This window comes from Mycobacterium sp. smrl_JER01 (genome assembly GCF_048513595.2).
GTDB lineage: Bacteria > Actinomycetota > Actinomycetes > Mycobacteriales > Mycobacteriaceae > Mycobacterium.
This window is the reverse complement of sequence record NZ_JBLXXK020000001.1, coordinates 3,988,443-4,008,272: the sequence shown is the minus strand read 5'-3', so window position 1 is coordinate 4,008,272 and position 19,830 is coordinate 3,988,443. Positions and strand designations below refer to the sequence as shown.

Annotated in this window: 17 protein-coding genes and 1 tRNA gene; 10 read left to right on the top strand and 8 right to left on the bottom strand. The window is 67.7% G+C overall.

The genetic code is table 11. The features are described from left to right. Window positions 1–85 precede the first annotated feature (85 nt). Complete coding sequence (locus tag ACNUDN_RS18780) at window positions 86–448, bottom strand: HNH endonuclease (protein ID WP_419123296.1); 363 nt, start codon at window positions 446–448, stop codon at window positions 86–88. A gap of 92 nt (window positions 449–540) precedes the next feature. Further along, the gene (gene pepN, locus ACNUDN_RS18775) at window positions 541–3,129 is read right to left on the bottom strand and encodes an aminopeptidase N (protein WP_419123295.1); all 2,589 of its coding nucleotides are present in this window, start codon (window positions 3,127–3,129) and stop codon (window positions 541–543) included. 100 nt (window positions 3,130–3,229) lie between these two features. Between pepN and ACNUDN_RS18770 the strand changes: the two genes are divergently transcribed. Continuing rightward, the gene (locus tag ACNUDN_RS18770) at window positions 3,230–3,850 is read left to right on the top strand and encodes a mycothiol-dependent nitroreductase Rv2466c family protein (RefSeq protein ID WP_419123294.1); all 621 of its coding nucleotides are present in this window, start codon (window positions 3,230–3,232) and stop codon (window positions 3,848–3,850) included. A gap of 1 nt (window position 3,851) precedes the next feature. Here ACNUDN_RS18770 and ACNUDN_RS18765 read toward each other — a convergent pair whose 3' ends face one another. Then, on the bottom strand, window positions 3,852–4,481 hold the full coding sequence (locus tag ACNUDN_RS18765; protein WP_419123293.1) for a flavodoxin family protein: 630 nt from the start codon (window positions 4,479–4,481) through the stop codon (window positions 3,852–3,854). A gap of 111 nt (window positions 4,482–4,592) precedes the next feature. Here ACNUDN_RS18765 and ACNUDN_RS18760 point away from each other — a divergent pair, with 111 nt between their 5' ends. The 5 genes from ACNUDN_RS18760 (at window position 4,593) to ACNUDN_RS18740 (ending at window position 9,621) form a co-directional block, all read left to right on the top strand. Then, a complete protein-coding gene (locus ACNUDN_RS18760; protein WP_419123292.1) occupies window positions 4,593–5,987 on the top strand; it encodes a purine-cytosine permease family protein in 1,395 nt (464 codons plus the stop codon). Then, complete coding sequence (locus ACNUDN_RS18755; protein WP_419123291.1) at window positions 5,984–6,424, top strand: nucleoside deaminase; 441 nt, start codon at window positions 5,984–5,986, stop codon at window positions 6,422–6,424. Before ACNUDN_RS18760 ends, ACNUDN_RS18755 begins: the two co-directional genes overlap by 4 nt. Further along, window positions 6,421–7,380: an isopenicillin N synthase family dioxygenase gene (locus ACNUDN_RS18750; RefSeq protein WP_419123290.1), complete on the top strand. Its 960-nt coding sequence runs from the start codon at window positions 6,421–6,423 to the stop codon at window positions 7,378–7,380. Before ACNUDN_RS18755 ends, ACNUDN_RS18750 begins: the two co-directional genes overlap by 4 nt. Before the next feature lie 125 nt (window positions 7,381–7,505). Then, window positions 7,506–7,979: a ribose-5-phosphate isomerase gene (locus ACNUDN_RS18745; protein WP_419123289.1), complete on the top strand. Its 474-nt coding sequence runs from the start codon at window positions 7,506–7,508 to the stop codon at window positions 7,977–7,979. A gap of 25 nt (window positions 7,980–8,004) precedes the next feature. Further along, window positions 8,005–9,621: an allophanate hydrolase gene (locus tag ACNUDN_RS18740; protein ID WP_419123288.1), complete on the top strand. Its 1,617-nt coding sequence runs from the start codon at window positions 8,005–8,007 to the stop codon at window positions 9,619–9,621. Window positions 9,622–9,754: 133 nt separating this feature from the next. Here ACNUDN_RS18740 and ACNUDN_RS18735 read toward each other — a convergent pair whose 3' ends face one another. Then, entirely contained in the window at window positions 9,755–11,158 is a 1,404-nt protein-coding gene (locus ACNUDN_RS18735; protein ID WP_419120488.1) for an IS1380 family transposase, read from the bottom strand. A gap of 127 nt (window positions 11,159–11,285) precedes the next feature. Here ACNUDN_RS18735 and ACNUDN_RS18730 point away from each other — a divergent pair, with 127 nt between their 5' ends. Continuing rightward, window positions 11,286–12,092, top strand: coding sequence for an Fpg/Nei family DNA glycosylase (locus ACNUDN_RS18730; protein WP_419123287.1), 807 nt, complete (start codon window positions 11,286–11,288; stop codon window positions 12,090–12,092). A 55-nt stretch (window positions 12,093–12,147) separates the two neighbouring features. Beyond that, complete coding sequence (locus ACNUDN_RS18725) at window positions 12,148–13,836, top strand: cation:proton antiporter (RefSeq protein ID WP_419123286.1); 1,689 nt, start codon at window positions 12,148–12,150, stop codon at window positions 13,834–13,836. Here the strand turns inward: ACNUDN_RS18725 and ACNUDN_RS18720 are convergent. Next, window positions 13,833–14,627, bottom strand: a complete 795-nt coding sequence (locus tag ACNUDN_RS18720) for a DUF1542 domain-containing protein (protein ID WP_419123285.1) — start codon at window positions 14,625–14,627, stop codon at window positions 13,833–13,835. The two genes, ACNUDN_RS18725 and ACNUDN_RS18720, sit on opposite strands and share 4 nt — an antisense overlap. A gap of 163 nt (window positions 14,628–14,790) precedes the next feature. Between ACNUDN_RS18720 and ACNUDN_RS18715 the strand changes: the two genes are divergently transcribed. Then, window positions 14,791–15,279 (top strand): DUF4383 domain-containing protein, encoded by a 489-nt coding sequence (locus ACNUDN_RS18715; RefSeq protein ID WP_419123284.1) that lies wholly within the window; start codon window positions 14,791–14,793, stop codon window positions 15,277–15,279. Between the two features lie 71 nt (window positions 15,280–15,350). Here ACNUDN_RS18715 and ACNUDN_RS18710 read toward each other — a convergent pair whose 3' ends face one another. Both ACNUDN_RS18710 and ACNUDN_RS18705 read right to left on the bottom strand, forming a co-directional pair. Beyond that, complete coding sequence (locus tag ACNUDN_RS18710) at window positions 15,351–16,154, bottom strand: MBL fold metallo-hydrolase (protein WP_419123283.1); 804 nt, start codon at window positions 16,152–16,154, stop codon at window positions 15,351–15,353. A gap of 3 nt (window positions 16,155–16,157) precedes the next feature. Next, window positions 16,158–16,883, bottom strand: coding sequence for a Crp/Fnr family transcriptional regulator (locus ACNUDN_RS18705; protein ID WP_419123282.1), 726 nt, complete (start codon window positions 16,881–16,883; stop codon window positions 16,158–16,160). Between the two features lie 223 nt (window positions 16,884–17,106). On the opposite strand from ACNUDN_RS18705, the gene ACNUDN_RS18700 reads away from it, so the two are divergent. Continuing rightward, entirely contained in the window at window positions 17,107–19,662 is a 2,556-nt protein-coding gene (locus ACNUDN_RS18700; RefSeq protein WP_419123281.1) for a CocE/NonD family hydrolase, read from the top strand. A 41-nt stretch (window positions 19,663–19,703) separates the two neighbouring features. Here ACNUDN_RS18700 and ACNUDN_RS18695 read toward each other — a convergent pair. Next, a tRNA-Gly gene (locus tag ACNUDN_RS18695) sits at window positions 19,704–19,777 on the bottom strand. Window positions 19,778–19,830 lie beyond the last annotated feature (53 nt).

The window sequence follows — 19,830 nt, the reverse complement described above, 5'->3', positions numbered from 1 at the left end:
GGCGGCCGAGCGTGAAGGTGTCTACACGCTCGGCGGCGGGTGTGCAGACACCTTCACGCTCGGCCGCGGTCGCTCGGGATCACTGTCACGTGGCTTCAGCTCCGGTTTCAGCGAGAAGCTCAGCCCTGATCCGAACATAGCGTTCGAGGAAGAGCCGTTCGTCGAGCCGCTTGCGGCGCAACCAGCCGGTGACCTCGTCATTGCACTTGCTGGCGTTGCATGCCGCGCAGGCGGGCACCACATTGTCGATGGTGTAGCGGCCGCCTCGCGAGATCGCCATGACGCAGTCGCGCTGCATCGGGCCTGTGGTCTTGCCGCAGTAGGCGCACCCCGCCCACGCCAGCTGCAGCGCGGCCCACTGCTGCTCGGTCAGGTCGTTGAGGACGGCCGCGACCCGGCGCTTGCGACGACGCGCTGCACGCGCCCTGCGACTGTTGTTGACCGCCACCCCGAAAGCATGGGGTGCGAGCGTGCACGAACTCCGCTATGCCCGCGGCGTGTCGCCCGCAGACCCGCACGCTCGCGCCAGGAGAACGGGGGTCAGGCGGTGTCGAACTGGCGTGCCTTCAACGAGCGCTCGACCCCGGCGCGGCCCTCCAGCACCAACCGGCGCAGCGCGGGCGGCACCTCCGGGTCAGCCAGGAACCGGTCCGCGGCGGCCAGGGCGTCCTGGCTGATGTCCCACGACGGGTACAGACCGACCACGACGGTCTGGGCGACCTCGCTGGAGCGGCGTTCCCACACACCGGAGATGGCGCCGAAGTAGCGCTCCCGGAACGGGGCCAGCACCTCACCCTGACCGGGCTGCACGAAGCCGCCGATGATCGCCCGGGCGGTGATGTTGGCCAGCGTGTCGTCCTCGACGACCTGCTCCCACGCCGCGTCCTTGACCGCTGCCTGCGGACGGGCCGCCGCGGCGGCGGCTGCCTGCCGACGGCCTGCCGCGGTGGGGTCATTCTTCGCCTCGGAATCGATGAACGGCGTGGCCGTGCCGTCGGCATCGAGGACGCCGGCGCGGGCCAGCGCGGTCACGATGCGCCACCGCAGGTCGGTGTCGAGCACCAGGCCGTCCAGGTTGACCGCGGCGGGTTCGTTGTCCAGCAGCGTCGAGAGCACCGCAACATGGTTGGGTGACAGCACCGACGAACACAGCGCATTCACGAACGCCAGCTGATGATCCGAGCCGGGGGCCGACTCACGGGCCAGGTCGAGTAGCGCGTCACCGAATGCTGGCCAACCGTTCTCGGCCGCCCACTGTGGATCGGCGTAGGACCCCAGTGCCGTCTGCGCCTGCAACAGCAACCTCTGCGCGACACCGACTTCGGACTCGGCGTGCAGACCGCTGATGACCAGGGCGACGAAGTCGCGGGCGCGCAACTCGGCGTCGCGGGTCATCTCCCAGGCTGCCGACCACGCCAGCGTGCGGGGGAGCGGTTCGGCGATGTCGGCGATGCGGGTCAACACCGTCTGCAGCGACTCAGGGTCCAGCCGCAGCGAACAATAGGTCAGGTCGTCGTCGTTGACGAGGATCAACTTGCCCCGCGAGACACCTTGGAGCGCAGGAACTTCGGTGACCGAGCCGTCGACGTCGAGTTCCTCGCGGTGCACCCGCACCAACCTGCCGGATCCATCGTCGTCGTAGATGCCCACCGCCAACCGGTGCACCCGGGTCTCGCCGGCGCCGGGTTTGGCGCCGCCCTGCTCGACGGCGAACCGGGTGAAGGTGCCCTTGTCGTCGACGCCGAATTCGGGTCGGAGCGTGTTCAGCCCGGTGGTCTTGAGCCACTGCCTGCCCCAGCCGGACAGGTCACGGCCCGACGACTTCTCCAGCGCGCCGAGCAGGTCACCGAAGGTGGCGTTGCCGAAGGCGTGGTCGCGGAAGTAGTCGCGTAGACCCGAGAGGAAGGACTCCAGCCCGACGTAGGCCACCAACTGCTTGAGGACGCTGGCGCCCTTGGCGTAGGTGATGCCGTCGAAGTTGACCTCGACAGCGTGCAGATCGGGGATGTCGGCGGCTACCGGGTGGGTCGACGGCAACTGGTCCTGGCGGTAGGCCCACGACTTCTCGACGTTGGCGAACGTCGTCCAGGCCTGGGTGTACTCGGTGGCCTCGGCCTGGCACAGCACCGAGGCGAACGTGGCGAAGGACTCGTTGAGCCACAGGTCATCCCACCACTGCATGGTGACCAGATCGCCGAACCACATGTGCGCCATCTCGTGCAACACCGTCTCGGCGCGGCGCTCGTAGGAGTAGCGCGTCACTTTGGAGCGGAACACGTAGTCTTCGAGGAACGTCACCGCGCCGGCGTTCTCCATCGCGCCGGCGTTGAATTCCGGGACGAACAGCTGGTCGTACTTGCCGAACGCGTACGGGGTTCCGAAGTTGTTGTGGTAGAAAGCAAAACCCTGCTTGGTCTCGGTGAAGAGGCGTTCGGAGTCCATGTACTCGGCCAGCGAGGAGCGGCAGAAGATGCCCAGCGGAATGGCGCCGTGGTCGTCGGAGTACTCGTCGTCCCACCGGGCGTACGGCCCGGCGATCAGAGCGACAAGGTAGGTGCTCATCCGCGGGGTGGCGGCGAAGGTGTGGCGCTTGGCGCCGGAGCCGAGTTCTTCGACCTCGGCGGTGGCGCCGTTGGACACCACCTCCCAGTGGGCCGGCGCCACGACGGTGACGTCGAACGCCGCCTTGAGATCAGGCTGATCGAAACAGGCGAACATCCGTTTGGCGTCCGCGGTCTCGAATTGCGAGTACAGGTACACCTCGTCGTCGACCGGGTCGACGAAGCGGTGCAGTCCCTCACCGGTGTTGGAGTAGAGGCAGTCCGCGTCGACAACCAGGATGTTGTGCGCGGCCAACCCCTGCAACGGGATCCCGGTGGCTTCGTCGTACCCCGAAACGTCGATGTCGGAGCCGTTGAGCGTGGCGCTGCGGACAGTGGCGGCGGCGAGGTCGATGTAGGTGTCGGCCCCGGCGAGGGCGTCGAACTCGACCGTCGTCACGGACCGGAAAGTCCGCTCGCCGGGCTTGCCCGCACCGTCGGTGAGGTCCAGATCGATGCGGTAGCTGTCGACGGTCACCAGCGCTGCGCGCTCGACAGCCTGCTCACGGGTCAGGTTAGGAAGTGCCACGCTGGTCAACACTAGCCTCATCTCGGGAAGACCGGACGGCCGTCGCGGGTTGTGCCGAACGGACGTCTGTCACAGTGCGAGCTCCAAGAGAGGACCACCCATGTCTGATAAGTCCCGCGTCGATTTCTGGTTCGATCCGCTGTGCCCGTGGGCCTGGATCACCTCCCGGTGGGTGCTCGAGGTCGAGAAGGTGCGCGACGTGGAGGTGAACTTCCACGTGATGAGCCTGGCCGTGCTCAATGAAGGCCGGGACCTGCCCGAGGAGTACATCGAGATGATGAAGAAGGCCTGGGGTCCGGTCCGGGTCGCGATCGCCGCCGAGCAGGCCAAGGGGCCGGAGATCCTCGGGCCGCTCTACACCGCGATGGGCACCCGGATCCACAACCAGAGCTACCGGGAGACCGATCCGGACTTCACGCGGGTGATCAGCGAGTCACTCGACGAGGTCGGTCTGCCCGCGGAGCTGGCCGAGGCAGCCACCTCGACGTCCTATGACGAGGCGCTGCGTTCAAGCCATCACGCCGGCATGGATCCGGTGGGCGAAGATGTCGGAACCCCGACCATCCACGTCAACGGGGTGGCCTTCTTCGGGCCGGTGCTCTCGCGCATCCCGCGCGGCGAAGAAGCCGGGAAGCTGTTCGACGCCTCGGTGACCTTCGCGTCGTATCCGCACTTCTGGGAACTCAAGCGCACCCGGACCGAATCGCCGCAATTCGACTGACTCAGGCGGGTTCACCCCACACCCGGCTGGACCGTTCGGTGTCCAGCCGGTAGTCGGTGACCCGGATGTCGAACAGCCGCGAGCCGAGGTCGTAGGCGCGCGACACCGGATCGGACGGGTCGCGCACGATCTCGCCGCGGCTGTTCGCGTTGCCGGTGACGACGCCGACGAGGTCCTGGCGCAGGTACCGGGTGATCTCCTGGAACTGCGCGACGACGCCCTGGGTGGCGCCGACGTAGTTCTCTTCACACGAGATCAGCACGCCGACCTTCTTGTCCATGATTCCGCTGACCACGACATCCTGCTGCGGCGCACTGTTGGCCGTGTAGCAGAACAGCCGGTCGAACACGGTCTTCAACCGTGCCGGCATCCCGTAGAAATAGAGCGGCATTGCGTAGACGATGGCGTCGGCGACCAGCAGATGGTCCAGTAACAACTCTTCGTAGCGGTCCTGCAAGCCGCAGCTGCCGTCGCTGAGCCGGCACCGCCGACAGTTGCCGAGCATCTTGTCGACGAACTCGTCGAGGAACAGATGTTCCACCTGGTGGCCTGCCGCGCAGGCCCCGTCGCCCGCGGCGCGAGCCAGCGTGTGAGAGTTCCCGTCGTCGCGTGGGCTGGTGCTCAGGATCACGGCTTTCATCGTCGCGTTCAACCACAACCGGGACGCGATTGTTTCCGGCCGGATTGTTTCCAGTTGGTTGCGCCGGTTGCGGACCGGCGTTCACGGGGTGACGGTAATGCGGTGATTGTGGCCGAGCCGACGAGTGAGGGCACCTACCGCGACCGCGTCGTGGCCGTGGAGCCCGGGGGTAACGAGTACATCGCCGACATCGACCGGCACGGCAGGCCGCACCAGTTGTTCTGGACGTGGACGTCACCGAATCTGGAGTTCGCGACGATCTTCGTCGGCATGCTGGCGGTGCTCGCCTTCGGCATGACGTTCTGGCAGGCGGTGGCCGGAATCGTGCTCGGCACCGGCCTCGGCGCCATCGCGCACTACTTCCTGTCCGCCCGGGGCCCGCGTCACGGCGTGCCGCAGATGGTGTTGGCGCGCTTGGCATTCGGGTTCAAGGGCAACGCCATACCCGCCGGGTTCATGTGCGTCACCGCCGGCGTGGGGTGGTTCGCCACCAACAGTGTCAGCGGCGCGTTCGCACTGTCGACGCTGTTCGGCTTCGCCCCGCTGGTAGGTCTGGTCATCATCGTCGTCGCCCAGACCGCGCTGGCGTTCTTCGGGCACAACCTCGTCCAGGCCTTCGAGCGGTACTCGTTCCCGGTGCTGGCCGTCATCTTTCTCGCGGCGGCGGTGGCGATCTTCGCGCACGCCGACATCGGGAACTCCGAACCGGCAGCAGCCGGGGTGGGCGGTATGGGCGGGTTCCTGCTCACCGTGGGGACATCGTTCGGGTATGCCGCCGGCTGGACGCCCTATGCGGCGGACTTCACCCGTTACCTGCCCGCATCGGTCTCCCCGGCCCGCACCGGCTTCTTCGCCGCGGCCGGCCTGTTCACCGCCTGCGTGGTGTTGGAGGTGGTCGGAGCGGCGTCGGTGACGACCGGCGGAGCGTCATTGGCCGATCCGACCGGTTCGTTCACCGCGACCCTGGCCTCACCGCTGGCGAAGGCGACCCTGCTCGCCATCGCGGTGGGCGCGATCGCGGCCAACGCGATCAACGTGTACTCCGGCGCAATGGCGTTCGTGACGATCGGCGTGAAGCTGCCTGTCCATGTGGCGCGTGCACTGGTCACCGTGTTCTTCGGGGTGGCCGGATTCCTGGTCGCCTGGTGGGCCCTGCCCGACGCCGCACACAGCTATGAGGCCTTCCTGCTGATCATTGCGTACTGGGTGGGTCCGTGGCTGGGCGTCGTGTTCGCCGACCAGTACCTGCGTCGCGGCGGTGCCGACGTGTCGCACCTGCTCTACGACCGTTCATACGCGAACTGGGGTGGCTTGGCCGCATTCGTGATCGGCCTTGTGGTGTCGGTGGGGTTGTTCGCCAACCAGGAGCTGTTGGTCGGCTTGGTGGCCTCCGCGGTGCCCCAGCTCGGCGACATCACCTTCTTCGTCGGATTCCTGCTGGCCGGGGTCGCATACTTGATGCTGTGTCGCTCCAAGATCGCCGCCGAGAAGGTATGACCACCGCCGAGATGCTCGATGTCGCCGTCGGCGAGGCGCGAAAAGGATTGGCCGAAGGGGGGATTCCGATCGGCGCCGCGCTGTTCTCTGCCGATGGCACTCTGCTGGGCAGCGGCCACAACCGGCGTGTGCAGCTCGACGACCCGTCGATCCACGCCGAGACCGATGCGTTTCGCAACGCGGGGCGGCAGCGTGGATACCGCGAGACGACCATGGTGACCACCTTGTCGCCGTGCTGGTACTGCAGTGGTCTGGTACGTCAGTTCAACATCGGAGCCGTGGTGATCGGGGAGAGTCAGACTTTCAGCGGCGGGCACGACTGGCTCGCCGAGCACGGCGTGGAGGTGACGGTCCTCGACGACGAGCGGTGTGTGACGCTGATGCGTGAGTTCATCGCGTCCCACCCCGATCTGTGGGCGGAGGACATCGGAGAATGAGTGTGATTGCCACGGTTGACCTTTCGCAATGGCGACGCGGTGGTTCGATCGCCGACGAGATTGCCCGGGAGGTGGACGCCGGCCTACAACGGGCGGGTTTCATCATGGTGCGCGGCCATGGCGTCGATGCGTCGCTGGCGCGCGACGTGCGCACCGCCGCCCGCGAGTTCTTTGCGTTGCCGGCGCAGGTGAAGGCGCGCTACTCGGTGCCGGTCGGGGGACACGGCTGGATCGGGCCGGGCGCGGAGGCCAACGGCTACGCCGAGGGCACCGAGACCCCGCCGGATCTCAAGGAGAGCTTCTCGCTGGGAGCCGAGACCGCCACCGGGGATCCCGACGTCGATCGGTTGTGGTTCGCGCCGAACGTCTGGCCGCACCAGGTGCCGACGTTGCAGCCGCTGGTCGCCGAGTACACCGTGCAGATGCGCCGCGTCGCCGACGAACTGCTCGCGCTGTTCGCGCACGCGCTGAAGCTGCCCGCCAATCCGTTCGCGGAGTTGGCCAGCAGGCCCACCTGGACGATGAACATCAACCATTATCCGCCGGTGAGTGTGGTCGGCGAACCCGAATCCGGCCAATTCCGGATCGGGCCGCACACCGACTTCGGCACCGTCACGATTCTCGACCGGGAGCCGGGTGCGGGCGGGCTGCAGGTATTTTCCGAACAGCAGGGCTGGCAGGACGCGCCCTACGATCCACATGCCTTGACGGTGAACATCGGTGACCTGCTGGAGTATTGGAGTGGTCGGCGCTGGCCGTCAGGTCGGCATCGGGTGCTGCCGCCGCAACCGCATGCCCCCGAGGAGGACCTGGTGTCGCTGATCTACTTCTACGAGGCCAACCATGACGCGGTGATCGCACCGCTGGAACCCCCGGTGGGCCGGGTGTGCGGGCTGGCGCCGGTGACGTCGGCGGATTTCATCAAGGAGCGGTTGGACGCCATCACGGTCGGCTGAGCCGACGGTCGAACTGGGGTCGGCTGAGCCGACGGTTGGGCTGGGGTCGGCTGAGCCGACGGTCGAACTGGGGTCGGCTGAGCCGACGGTCGAACTGGGGAAATGCGAGAGGTATGGTTTGCGGCATGCGCGTCTACGTCGGGGCCGACCACGCCGGATACGAACTCAAACAGGCCGTCCTGGAGCATCTGAAGGCGACCGGGCACGAGCCGGTGGACTGTGGTGCGTTCAGCTACGACGCCGAGGACGACTACCCGGCGTTCTGCATCGCCGCCGCGCAGAAGACGGTGGCCGACCCGGGCAGTCTCGGGATCGTGTTGGGCGGGTCCGGCAATGGGGAGCAGATCGCGGCGAACAAGGTGCCCGGCGCGCGGTGCGCCCTGGCGTGGAGCACCGAGACCGCATCGCTGGCCCGCGAGCACAACAACGCGCAGCTGGTCGGAATCGGTGGACGCATGCATTCCACCGAGGAGGCGCTGGCGATCGTCGACGCCTTTCTGGCCGCGCAGTGGTCCGAGGCGCCCCGGCACCAGCGCCGCATCGACATCCTGAGCGAGTTCGAGCAGACCCACGTCGCACCTCCGGTTCCCGGCGCCTGAACGCTCACGCGCGTCGTATTCCGCGATGACGGTGTGGATCAGCCGGCGTCCGGAAGCCGATGTCAGGCGAGAACTCGACACAAGCCGTGCCAGCTGTGGGTCCCTGGCCGGTGTGCGGCTGGTCGTGCAGGACAACGTGGATGTGAGAGGGTTGCCGACCACCGCGGGTTGCCCGGAGTTCGCCCGCGTTCCCGAGCGCGACGCACCCGTGGTGGCGGCGCTGCGGGATGCCGGGGCGGTGGTGCTGGGTAAAGCCAACCTGGACCAGTTCGCCGTCGGTCTGGTCGGGACCCGGTCGCCCTACGGTGTGGTGCACGACCGTCGCAGACCCGAATTCATCAGTGGTGGACCGGCTTCCGGGTCAGCTGTGGCCGTAGCTGAGGGAGCTGCCGATCTCGCGGTCGTCACCGACCCGGTCGGCACGGGCGGGATCTCGGCGGCTCTGCAGGGCATCGTCAGTATCAAACCGACCGCCGGTGTCATCGACGGCGCCGGTGTGCTGCCGGGTGGTCGGTTCGGCATCGGCATCTTCGCCGGCTCCCTGGCCTTGGCCGACCGCGCTGCGGCGGTGATCGCCGCCGGTGCGCCGGCGCGGAACTGGCCCGCGGACGTCCGGCTGGCCGCCCCGCTGTCGCCGGTCGTGGCAGTTCCTCGTGAGCCGCATCCAGACCGGCGCTGGCGGTCGGCGTTCGACGCCGCGGTCGAAGCGCTGGCGGGGCGCGGAGCGCGCATCGTCGAGGTCGACGTCGCCGGATTCCTGGCGGCGAGCCGACTCGTCGACGACGTAGCCTTGCTCAACGAACGTCTGGCGATTGTGGATCAGTTCGTCGAATCCCATCCCGACGCGGCGCTGGACCCGGCCGTGCTGGCGAGTGTCGTTGCGGTGCGGGGTGTTTCCGCCCAGCAGCTGATCCGGGAGCGCGACAAGGTCCGACGACTGCGGGACGGCGCGATGTCCGTGCTGGCCGGAGCCGACGTTCTGGTGGTTCCGACGGTTGCCGGGCATCCCGCCATCGCCGACGTGGCGGCGGAGCCGGAGGCGGTCGACCGGCTGGTGGGCGGTTTCACGAACTTCTGTGCGGCGTTCGACATGTGTGCCGTCGGCGTGCCCGCCGGAACGGCGGGTGACGCACAGTTCGGGGTGACGGTGTTGGCGCGGGCGTTCGACGATGCGGTGGCGCTCGACGTCGCGGCGTTGTTGGAAGGCGAACCGATGCCGACGGTGTGGCCGATGGCCATTGCCGACCACGTCGAGTTGGTGGTGTTCGGTGCGCACCTTCGGGGTGGCCCGCTGGTTCATCAGCTGACCGACCGTGGTGCCCGATTCGCCGGGGAGATCACCACTGCGGCGCGGTACAAGATGGTCGCCCTGCCCACCACACCACCGAAGCCGGGTGTCACCCGGGTTCCTGAGGGCACCGAGGGGGCGGCGCTGACCGGACATCGCTGGCTGCTTTCACCGGCTGCGCTCGGTGCGTTCCTGGCCGCCCTGCCGGCCCCGATGCAGCTGGGCGCCGTCGAGTTCGCCGACGGCAGCTGGCGCACCGCGTTCGGTTGCGACGCCTCGGTCCAGGGTCTTGATATCAGCGGGTACGGCAGCTGGACCAACGCGCTGGCGGCCGGGGCGGTGGGACAGACTTAGCCTCGATCCGTGGACTGAAGTGGTTGATGTGTCTGTTGTGGCTGTTTTTCGGTCTGCAGGGGTGTGAGCACGAGGTAGTCGCTGGTCTGTCCAGCTTTTCCTGTGGTTTTCTGGTCGGGCCTCTCGGCGGTGGTCAGGCGGGGGTGGCTGCTGGTGGGCTGTAGCCGATGGTGTTGCGCCACAGTGCCAGCCACTGGTCTGTCCACGGCCAATGTGTTGGTAGGTGCAAGATCGGTCGGCGTTGGGGCCGGGCCAGCCGGGCCGCGACGTTGACGATTGTGCGGCGCAAGGTGGCCCCGCGGGCCACCGCGTGGGTTCCTCCGGCGAGTACGCCGGCGGCGCGCAGCAGGTTGTGGGCGATAGCCGCGCACAGGATCCATGCTGAGTTCGCGGCGAAGTGTCCTGAGGGCATGTGGGCCAGGGGTCCGTCGATCAGATCTGAGAACACGGTCTCGATGATCGCGTGGCGGCGGTGAGTGATATCAGCGGCATCGATGGGTTCGTCGGAGTCGGTGAAGAACGGGTGATACCGCCACACCGGGAACAACGCGTCGGGGTAGCGGGCGTCTTTGACGCGGCGCACGATCAGGCGGGCGGTGATCGGGGTTTCGGTGGAACTGAAGGCGGTGTAGCCGATTTCGGCGACTTCGGCATCGGAGATCCAGACACCGGTGTCGGGGTCGCGGACCGCACCCGGGTAGGACACGGGGGTCCAGGCGTTCTCGGGGATCGACTCGATCGCCGCAGCCACGGTTGTTGTTTTGTTCAGCACCAGCGAGAACCGGGCTCCGGCGCGGCGGGCGGCCGCGGCCACGGTGCTGGTGCCGTAGGCGGAGTCGCCGCGGACCAGGATCTGGCCACTGACTCCGGCCCCGCGGGCGGTCGCCACGGCCGCAGCGATCATGCTCGCTGCGCCCTTGCCAGAGTTGGTCTTTCCGGCCCGCAGTCGGGCTCCGGTGATCACCGGAGCGCCGTGGTCGGTGCTCAGGGTGGTCACCAACGGTGAGAGACCTTTGCGCAAGATCTGTTTCCCGGCGATCTTGGTGTGTCCGTAGGAAGCGCCCTGTTTGGCGTGACCATAGACCGGGCGCAGCAGCGAGTCGATGTCGATGTATGCCCGTTCGTGAGCACCGGGCAGCAGTGGCACTCGCTCGCAGAGTGCGCCCAGGTGTTCTCCCAGCACACCATCGAGTTGGCGAGCGTGACCGAAGGTGAACTCCCGCAGCAAAGTTCCGATCGTGGATGGCGCATACACACTGTCGAAGAGCGTTTTCATCCCGCCGCAGCGCACGATGTCGAGGTCATCGATGCTGTCTGCACCGGCGCACATCCCGGCGATCAGCGTGCTCAGCTTGGGTGACGGATTGGCCGCACCAGATTTGATCCGCTCGCAGGTGAACCGAACCTTGCGTTCCAGCAGCGCCGTCAGTCCGCACTGCTCCGCCAAGGTCATCACCGGCACAAGCCCAGCGCACGACACGAGATGGGCATCGTCGAACACTGCCGAGGACACGGCGAACCTATGGGACACTTGCACTGGAAGTGCCTTTCTGAACCGGTCTGATTGATGCCTAGAGAACACCAATCATCCCAGCTCAAGGGGCACTTTCCTCGTTCCGACACTCACTGACCAGCCAATTCATCAGTGGATCGAGGCTTAGGCCATGCCCGAAGGACACACCCTGCACCGGTTGGCCCGGCAGCACCAGCGTCGTTACGGTCGCGCGCCGGTGGCGGTGTCCAGCCCGCAGGGCAGATTCGCCGACGGTGCCGCTACGGTGAGCGGTCGGGTGTTCACCAAGGCCAGTGCGTGGGGTAAGCACCTGTTCCATCATTACGCCGGCGGTCGGGTGGTGCATGTGCACCTGGGCCTGTATGGATCGTTCACCGAGTGGCCGCTGCCCGACGACCGGACACTGCCGGCGGTGGTCGGGCAGGTGCGGATGCGGATGCTGGGATCCGGCCACGGCACCGATCTGCGTGGGCCCACGGTGTGTGAGGTGATCGAGGAACCCGAGATCGCCGACGTGGTGGCCCGGCTCGGCCCTGACCCATTGCGCCGCGACGCCGACCCGGGGCTGGCATGGGGACGAATCAGCAAGTCCCGCAGGACTATCGGCGCTCTGCTGATGGACCAGGGTGTGCTCGCCGGCGTCGGCAATGTGTACCGCAGCGAGCTGCTGTTCCGGCATCGCATCGACCCGTTCCGGCCCGGGACCACGATCACTGCCGACGAGTTCGCCGCGATGTGGGCCGACCTGGTGGAGTTGATGAAGGTGGGGGTCCGGCGCGGCCGGATCGTGGTCGTGCGGCCTGAACACGACCAAGGTGCGCCGTCCTACCGGGAAGGCCGTCCCCGCACCTACGTCTACCGGCGCGCGGGCGACGGGTGCCGGGTCTGCCGGACACCCGTCCGGACCGTCGAACTCGAAGGCCGCAATCTGTTCTGGTGCCCGAGCTGCCAGAAATAGCTCGGGGTCTCGTGTTCGACGGGACATCCGCCGCGTTTGCCGCGAGAATCTGCGGGTGGAACTGATCCTGGTAGTCGTGGGTGCGATCGTCGTCACGGCGATGGCGCATCGGCGCGGACTGGAACCGGCGCTGATCATCGTCGTCGTCGGCATCGCGGTGTCGTTCGTCCCCGGATTCGAGGCGCCCGAGCTGGACTCGCACATCCTGCTCTCGGTGGTGCTGCCGCCACTGCTCTACTCGGCCGCGCTGAACTTCTCGTTCCCGACCTTTCTGCGCAACATCAAACCGATCCTCGGTCTCGGTGTCGGCCTTGTGGTCGTCACCGCCTTCACGGTCGCCGCGGTGTCGTCGTTGTTGGTCGTGGTTCCGTTGACGTTCGCGACCGCGCTGGTGCTCGGCGCCATCGTCGCCCCGCCGGATGCTGTCACCGCTGTTGCGGTCGGCCGTAAGCTCGGCCTGCCCAAGCGCGTCATGTCGATCCTCACCGGGGAGAGCTTGATCAACGACGCGGCCGCGCTGGCGCTGTTCTCGATGGCCGTGGCGCAGGTGGCCGGAAGCCACACCTTCATCGAGAACCCGCTGCTGTTGTTCTCCTACAGTGCGGTGGTCGGACCGCTGGTCGGTGCCGCCCTGGGCTGGGTCACGCTGTGGATCCGCCGGCGGCTGGCCAACCCCGCGCTGGAGACGGTGCAGGGCTTGATGGTGCCGTTCGCCGCGTTCATCCTTGCCGAGGAGATCCACGCCTCTGGCGTCCTGGCGGTGGTGGTGGCCGGATTCGTCGTGGGCAGCGGCACGGTGGACGCCGGCTACCAGACCCGGCTGCAGGAGCGGTTCGTCTGGAATTCGGTGGACGTGCTGCTCGAAGCATTCGTGTTCGCCTACATCGGATTGCACCTGCGCTTCGTGCTGGAGGATCTGCAGCAGGCGCACGAGTCGCTGGCCCAGGTGGCGGTGGCCTCCGTGGTGGTGCTGCTCATCGTGCTGGTGATCCGCCCGTTGTCGGTGTTCGCGATGTTCAGCAGGGGAGTGCTGGCACGCCAGGTCGAGAAGCGATTGAGCGTGCCGATCCCCGACGGGGGCGGCCGTGGGGCGCTGGGTGTGCGGCGTCGAGAGCAGCCGGTGCGCTCGTGGAGATCGCGCATCGACAACCGCGCCCTGAGTTGGCAGGAGAACGTCATCGTGTCCTGGACCGGTATGCGCGGGGTGGTGACCCTGGCGGCGGCCGCCGCCATTCCGGTCACCACCACGGCCGGCGAACCGTTCCCCGAACGCGCCACGATCCAGGCGATCGCGTTCGTGGTGAGCGTGGGCACCTTGTTGCTGCAGGGGTGGACGCTGCCGCTGTTGATCCGCCGGCTCAACCTGTCCGCGGACGCCGACCAGGCCTACACCTCGGCCGAAACCGTGAAGGCCGAGCGGGTGGTACACGAAGCCGCCGACGAGGTGCTGGCAGCCTTCAGGGCCAACCCACCGGCGGGGCTGGATCCGCGCGTACTGGCCGAGATCCGCGGCATCGTGGCCCGGCACTCCCAGGATGCCGACGAGATGCCCGACCCGGAGGCGCTGACGTTGCGCGCGACGGTGTTCGGTCAGCTCTACCGGGACGTGCTGGCCTCTCAGCGCGCGGCGCTCATCGGTGAACGCGACGCCGGGCGCATCGACGAGGAGGCGGTGCGCGCCATGCTGGAGCGGCTCGACTTGCAGGAGGCCGGAGTGTCGGCGCGGTTGGAGAGCCGGTTCTAGAAGCCGCCGAAGTCCCCGCCGAAGTCACCACCGGAATCCCAGCCGCCACCGCCCCAGTCGCCGCCTCCGGCGTCTCCGCCGTCGCCACCCCAGCCGCCGCCGTCGAGCTGACCCTGGTCGAAGCCGTCCTGGAATCCGTCGCCGTAGCCACCCTCGAAGGCCTGTGCGTCGTATCCGACACCGGCCATTCCGGAGAAGAGGCTGCTGAACAACAGCGCCGAACCCAGGCCCCACGCGCCGGCGACCAGCGCCGGCTTCCACCACGGTTCGGAGTACCAGCCCGCGGGCACCGGGCGGCCCGCGACACGACCGCCGGGGTAGTAGTTCGGCGTGCGCTGCGACGGGCTGGGCGATGCCTCGATCTCACGCCCTTCGAATTGCACGCGCCGGTCTTCGGTCACGGTCCCCGCGCTGCGCTGACCCGCCAGTGTCTCCAGTTCGGGACCCGGGTCCATACCCATCGCGGTCCGGGCCGCGCGCACGTAGTAGAGCCCTTCGAGCGCACTTTCCTTGGCGAGTTCGGCCTGGCGGGAGGTGGTGGCCTGATCGATCTGTGACGAGGCCGCGGTGTAGCGCTCCGAGGCGTCGGCCAGTGCCTGCTTGGCGGCTTCGTCGGTGCCGGTCAGTGCGAACACCTGTCCGCCGAGGCGCTCGATGACGCGGCGCGCATCGGCCTTGGCGTCGGCCAGCGACGCGGCGCTGCGCTTCTGCGAGGACTTCGACGTCGTGTACACGGCAAGACCGATGGCCGCCACGACCAGCACGATGAGCACGAGTAATACGCCATCCATGGCTCACAGCGTACCGACAGCGAGCCGATACACCGCGGGCGTCGCCGACGTCGCACCGCCGGTGACGGCTCGCGGGCGGCCGCGCCGGCTCCGTGGCCGGCGGGCCGTCGAATATGGCCCAAGTCCGTGTTTTCTTCGTGCCCGCCCGGGTAGTTCACGCGCCATGTCGAATACCGAGAATCGAGTGACGAAATCGCGTACCCCGGTACAGCTGGCGGCGCTCATCGTGGGAGCGGTCTTCCTGGTCGTGGGCGTCGCCGGCTTCATTCCGGGGATCACCACCAACTACGGCGAACTCACCTTCGCCGGCCACCACTCCGGGGCCATGCTGCTGGGCATCTTCGCTGTGTCGGTGCTGCACAACATCGTCCACCTGTTGTTCGGTGTGGCGGGGATCGCCCTCGCACGCACCTTCTCCGCCGCCCGGATGTACCTCATCGCCGGCGGCGCGATCTATGCGTTGCTCTGGGTCTACGGAATGGTGATCGACCACGACAGCAGCGCCAACTTCATCCCTGTCAACACCGCCGACGATTGGCTGCACTTCGGGCTCGCGGTCGGGATGATCGGTCTGGGTGTGGTTCTTGGTCGGACCGGTGCCCGTGCCGGGGTCCCCACCACCGCCACAACCGACAGGGGAGATCAGGTCTGAGGCAACGCGATCGGCGCCCGGTGAGCCGGGCAGCCGGTCGGAAGGACAGCCCGGTCGGAAGTACAGCGCGGTCAGACGGATACCGTCTGACCGCGCTCCACTTCGACGACTCGGTCAGCCAGGCCGCGTTCGGCCATCGCCGAAACGAAATCTGCGAGTGGGGAGGCGAATACGCCGTAGTCGTCGAAGTGCACCGGTATCACCCGGGGTAGCTCGAGCCGGTCTGCCAGCCGGGCCCCCTGCGCACCGTCCATGGTGACCGTCACCCCGAAGGGCAACCTGTCGCCGGCGGGGAGTCGTGTCCCGCCGAGGTGCAGGACACCGGCGTCGATGGTCCGGAATCGCACTGGGATGTCGTCCAATTCATCGATCAGCAGCGTGTCGCCCGACAGGTACAGATGCCTGGCCGTTCCCTGCGTCGGTTCGAACGCGAGCATCGTGCCCATCACCGGCGGCAGCAGACGATCGAGCGGGTTGGGCGCATGGCGCCCCGGCAAGGCGGTGAACGTCAACCGCTGAGGTCCTTTGACGATGGTGAAGCTGTCCCAGGTCGACAGTCCGAGGGCGTTGCCGAATCCCCGGCGGCGCAGCCGTTTCGCGGCGTGAGGGGTGGTGATGATCGGCAACCCGCGGTCGAGCCCGCGTTCGGCCACCCTGTCCCAGTGGTCGCCGTGCAGGTGCGAGAGCACCACCGCATCCAGCGCGGGCAGCTCGTCGATGGCCAACGCCGGCGGTTGGCGACGCTTGGACCACAGACCGTAGCCCAGGTAGGCGTGCTGTCCCTGATGCAGAAAGTTCGGATCGGTGAGGATCGTGATGTCGCCGCAACGGATGACGGTCGTCGCCGTCCCCACAAAAGTCACGTCGATGTTCATGTGTCAGTCACCTTTCGATGCAACGGGCAGGCGGAGCGGCCGGCGCGCGCCGTGCATGCGGGCCGCCAGCGGTTCTGATTCGCGGATGACGATGCTGTGGGCTCCCACGGCGATCCAGCCGCGGTCCGCGAAATCGCACAACGCCTTGTTGACCGACTCCCGCGAGGTTCCGACCAAGTGGGCGAACTGCTGCTGGGTGAGGTCCATCGGCACCCGCATCGCCCCGTCCTCCTGCACCCCGAACCGCTGGGCGAGTCCGAGAAGGTGTTTGGCCACCCTGGCGTTGACGTCGGCGTAGACGGCGTCGGTGATATTGCCCGACGTCCGCCGGATGCGACGGGCGAGGATCCGCAGGAACCCGTGCGCGAGCTGTGGTCGGGCGACCATCATCGACATCAGCGCCTGGCGCCCCACCAATACGGCGCGCAGCGTGGTGATCGCCTGGGCGCCGGAACTTCGAGGTCCAGGGTCGAACACCGATTCCTCACCGAACACCTCGCCGGGGCCGAGAACGGTGAATGTGCACTCCCTGCCGTCGCGGCCGCTGCACCCGACCTGAACTCGTCCTTCGATGATGAGATACAACCTGGCGTCTCTGTCACCCTCGACGAAGACCGCCCGCCCGGCGGCGACGTCGACCCGGTGGGCATCGCCGATCTCCAGCAGATCGGGCAGCTGCAGACCCGGGAACAGTGCGCTGACGCCGAGTCCGCCGTCGCTGAGGTTCATCCGCGCTCCTTCGATCGGCGGTGCTGATTGCGCGTGGGTCTACCCGCGTTGGGACGACTTATCCGCCGACATTGCAACGGGTTCGCATCCCGGACGAATCGCAGGCCGGTAGCGCTCGCTATGCGGGATCGGGCCAGCGAGAGGGTGTTGCGCAATCGTCGGTGCACTGAGGATGATCCGAGTAGCATTCGCGCGCATCCGACTTCACATTTCGGGGGATGAAATGGGCGCTGCGCGATTCGTCGGCAGAGTCGGCGGGCTTGCCGCCGCCTTGGGTCTGGGTTCCGCGGTGCTGTTCGTCGTTCCGGCGGTGGCTTCGGCGCAGCCTGATGAATCCTCTGCGACTGAGTCGATCTCGCAGTCGAGTAGGTCTCCAGATCGCCCCGACCAGGACCGCCTGTCGCCGACCGATGACTCCGACCTCACCCATGGTGCCGGAGGTGCCGAGGAGGACACCGGTGCCGGAGGTGCCGAGGAGGACACCGGTGCCGGAGGTGCCGAGGAGGACACCGGTGCCGGAGGTGCTGACCGCGCGGAGGATCCACTCACCTCCACAGCGCTGGCCGCCCAGTCCGCCGGAGAATCGGTGCAGTTCGATTCCCAACCCCTGCCGAGTCCCGAACCTGGGGACGTCGGGTCGGGAGATGCGCCCGCGCCCGCGCCCGCCGCCGACGGCGCGCCCGCGACCACCGTCGACGGTGCGCCCGCGACCACCGTCGACGGTGCGCCCGCGCCCGCGACGCCCAGTCCGGCTGCGGCCGCAGCTTCACCACCGCTCGGCCCGACCCGACCCGACACCGGCCCAGCGCGGACGGACATCACCGACAGTGTCACCGTCACCGACGGCGTCATCACCGGCAGCCTGGCGCAGGACCCGTGGCCGAACAGTCCACTGCCGTTGTCCTACCGGGTGATCGGTAAGCCCAGCGGCGGCGGCAAGATCACCCTCGACCGCGACGCGGGCACCTTCAGCTACCTGCCCTATTCGCCTGGGCAGAACCCGGACTCGTCGCCGGCGTTTCTGCCCTCGGAGAACTTCAAGGTCCTGGTCGCCCAGGTGACCCCGCTGCTCGCGGCGTTGGAGAAGGTGCCGGTGCTGGGCGGGGTGGTCACCCGAGTCGTGGTGTGCGTGCAGCAGGTCCCCATCGTGCGGGGACTACTGGCCCCGCTGATCGGCCACTCGCAGATCCTGCGACTGTCCATCGACGACGCGACTGTCGCCGCCGGTGCCGGCGCGCCGATCGCCTTCACCACCACCGTGGTCAACCCTGGCGACGGCACCCGGATCAGCGTCAACTGGTTCCCCAAGGTCGGGCTCGGCCCCGGCGACGACGCGCCCACCATCCTCAACGGCCCGAGTCTGGCGACCGCCGGCTATATCGACCCCACCCAGGAGAACACCGTCTTCGGGCTCGTTCCGGGGTTGAAGCTGCTACGCACCGACTACAACGTCGTCACCTGGGATCCCCGCGGCGAGTTCGCGTCCACGGGCGTGCTGCAACTGGACTCGTGGCGGCACGAGGCCCGGGATGTGCAGGCCATCATCTCGTTCGTCGGCGGCCTGCCGGGAACCCGATTCGACCAGGGCAGCGTGGTCGATCCGCTGATCGGGATGGTCGGCGGGTCCTACGGCGGCGGGATCCAGCTCACCTCGGCCGGCATCGACGACCGCATCGACGTGATCGCACCGGGCATCGCGTGGAACAACCTGTACACCACGCTGTACCCCAACCACGGTTTCAAGACGTCGTTCGCCTCGTTGCTGCTGCTCTCGCTGGTGGTCTCGGGCTCGCGGATCGACCCGACCATCTACTCGGGCATCTTCACCGGCGCCGCGTTCGGCTTCCTCACCCCGCGGCAGCGGGAATTCCTGCTCGACGCCAGCCCGTTCAACGTCACACCCGATATCGACATCCCCGTGCTCTACCTGCAGGGCACCGTCGACGTGCTGTTCCCGCTGCAGCAGGCGCTCGACAACGCCGCGCAGATCCCGGGCGGGCCGGAGAAGATGATCTGGTATTGCGGCGGGCACGGTCAGTGCCTGGACCCGGTGGACACCACCAAGCAGACCGACTTTCTCACCAGGCAGACCCTGGCCTGGATGGACACCTACCTGCTCGGCGCCGCCAACGACATCCCGACCTTCCAGTGGGTTGACCAGCGAGGCGACCTGTGGAGATCGGATCTGCTGCCGATCGATCCGGGATTCAGCACCGGTCAGATCTCGACGGGCCTCCTCGAGCCGCAACGTCGACTGCTGCCCGTGGTCCCGGTGCTCGGCGGGTCGGGGCCGCAGCCCTCGGCCGGCTTCCCGGTGTCGCTGGCCACCGCGTCGGTCGCGCGCAACGCTGCCACCGTCGCGATCCCCAACCCGGTGCCGGCGGCGTCGGCGGAGAAGGTCAACATCGTCGGCGCGCCGACCGTGACCGTCGAGTACACCGGCTTCGGCACCGGCCGCAACGTCTACGCCCAGATCGTCGACACCACGACCCAACGTGTCGTCGGCAACATCCTCACCCCGGTCCCTGTCATCCTCGACGGGCGTACTCGGCAGGTGAGCATCCCGATGGAGAACATCGCCTACACACTGGACTCGGATTCCCGACTGGCATTGCAAATCGTCACCACCGCAACGCCGTTCGAGAACGCCACGTCCTACGGATGGATCGATATCCACCGCGTGGGGGTCGACTTGCCGGTCACCACGACGGGGACCTATTCCGAGTCGTTCAGCGGGTTGCCGGCCTCGCCGCCGCCGGGATCGCTACTCGGGGTCTGACCGGGCGCAGACACACAAACCGCCCCATTCGGGGCGGTCGTTGGAGCGGGCGACGGGAATCGAACCCGCGTAGCTAGTTTGGAAGACTAGGGCTCTACCATTGAGCTACGCCCGCGTGTGTTGCTCTACGAAAGAGTACCGGCAGACTGTACCGGGCCCGCCCAACTC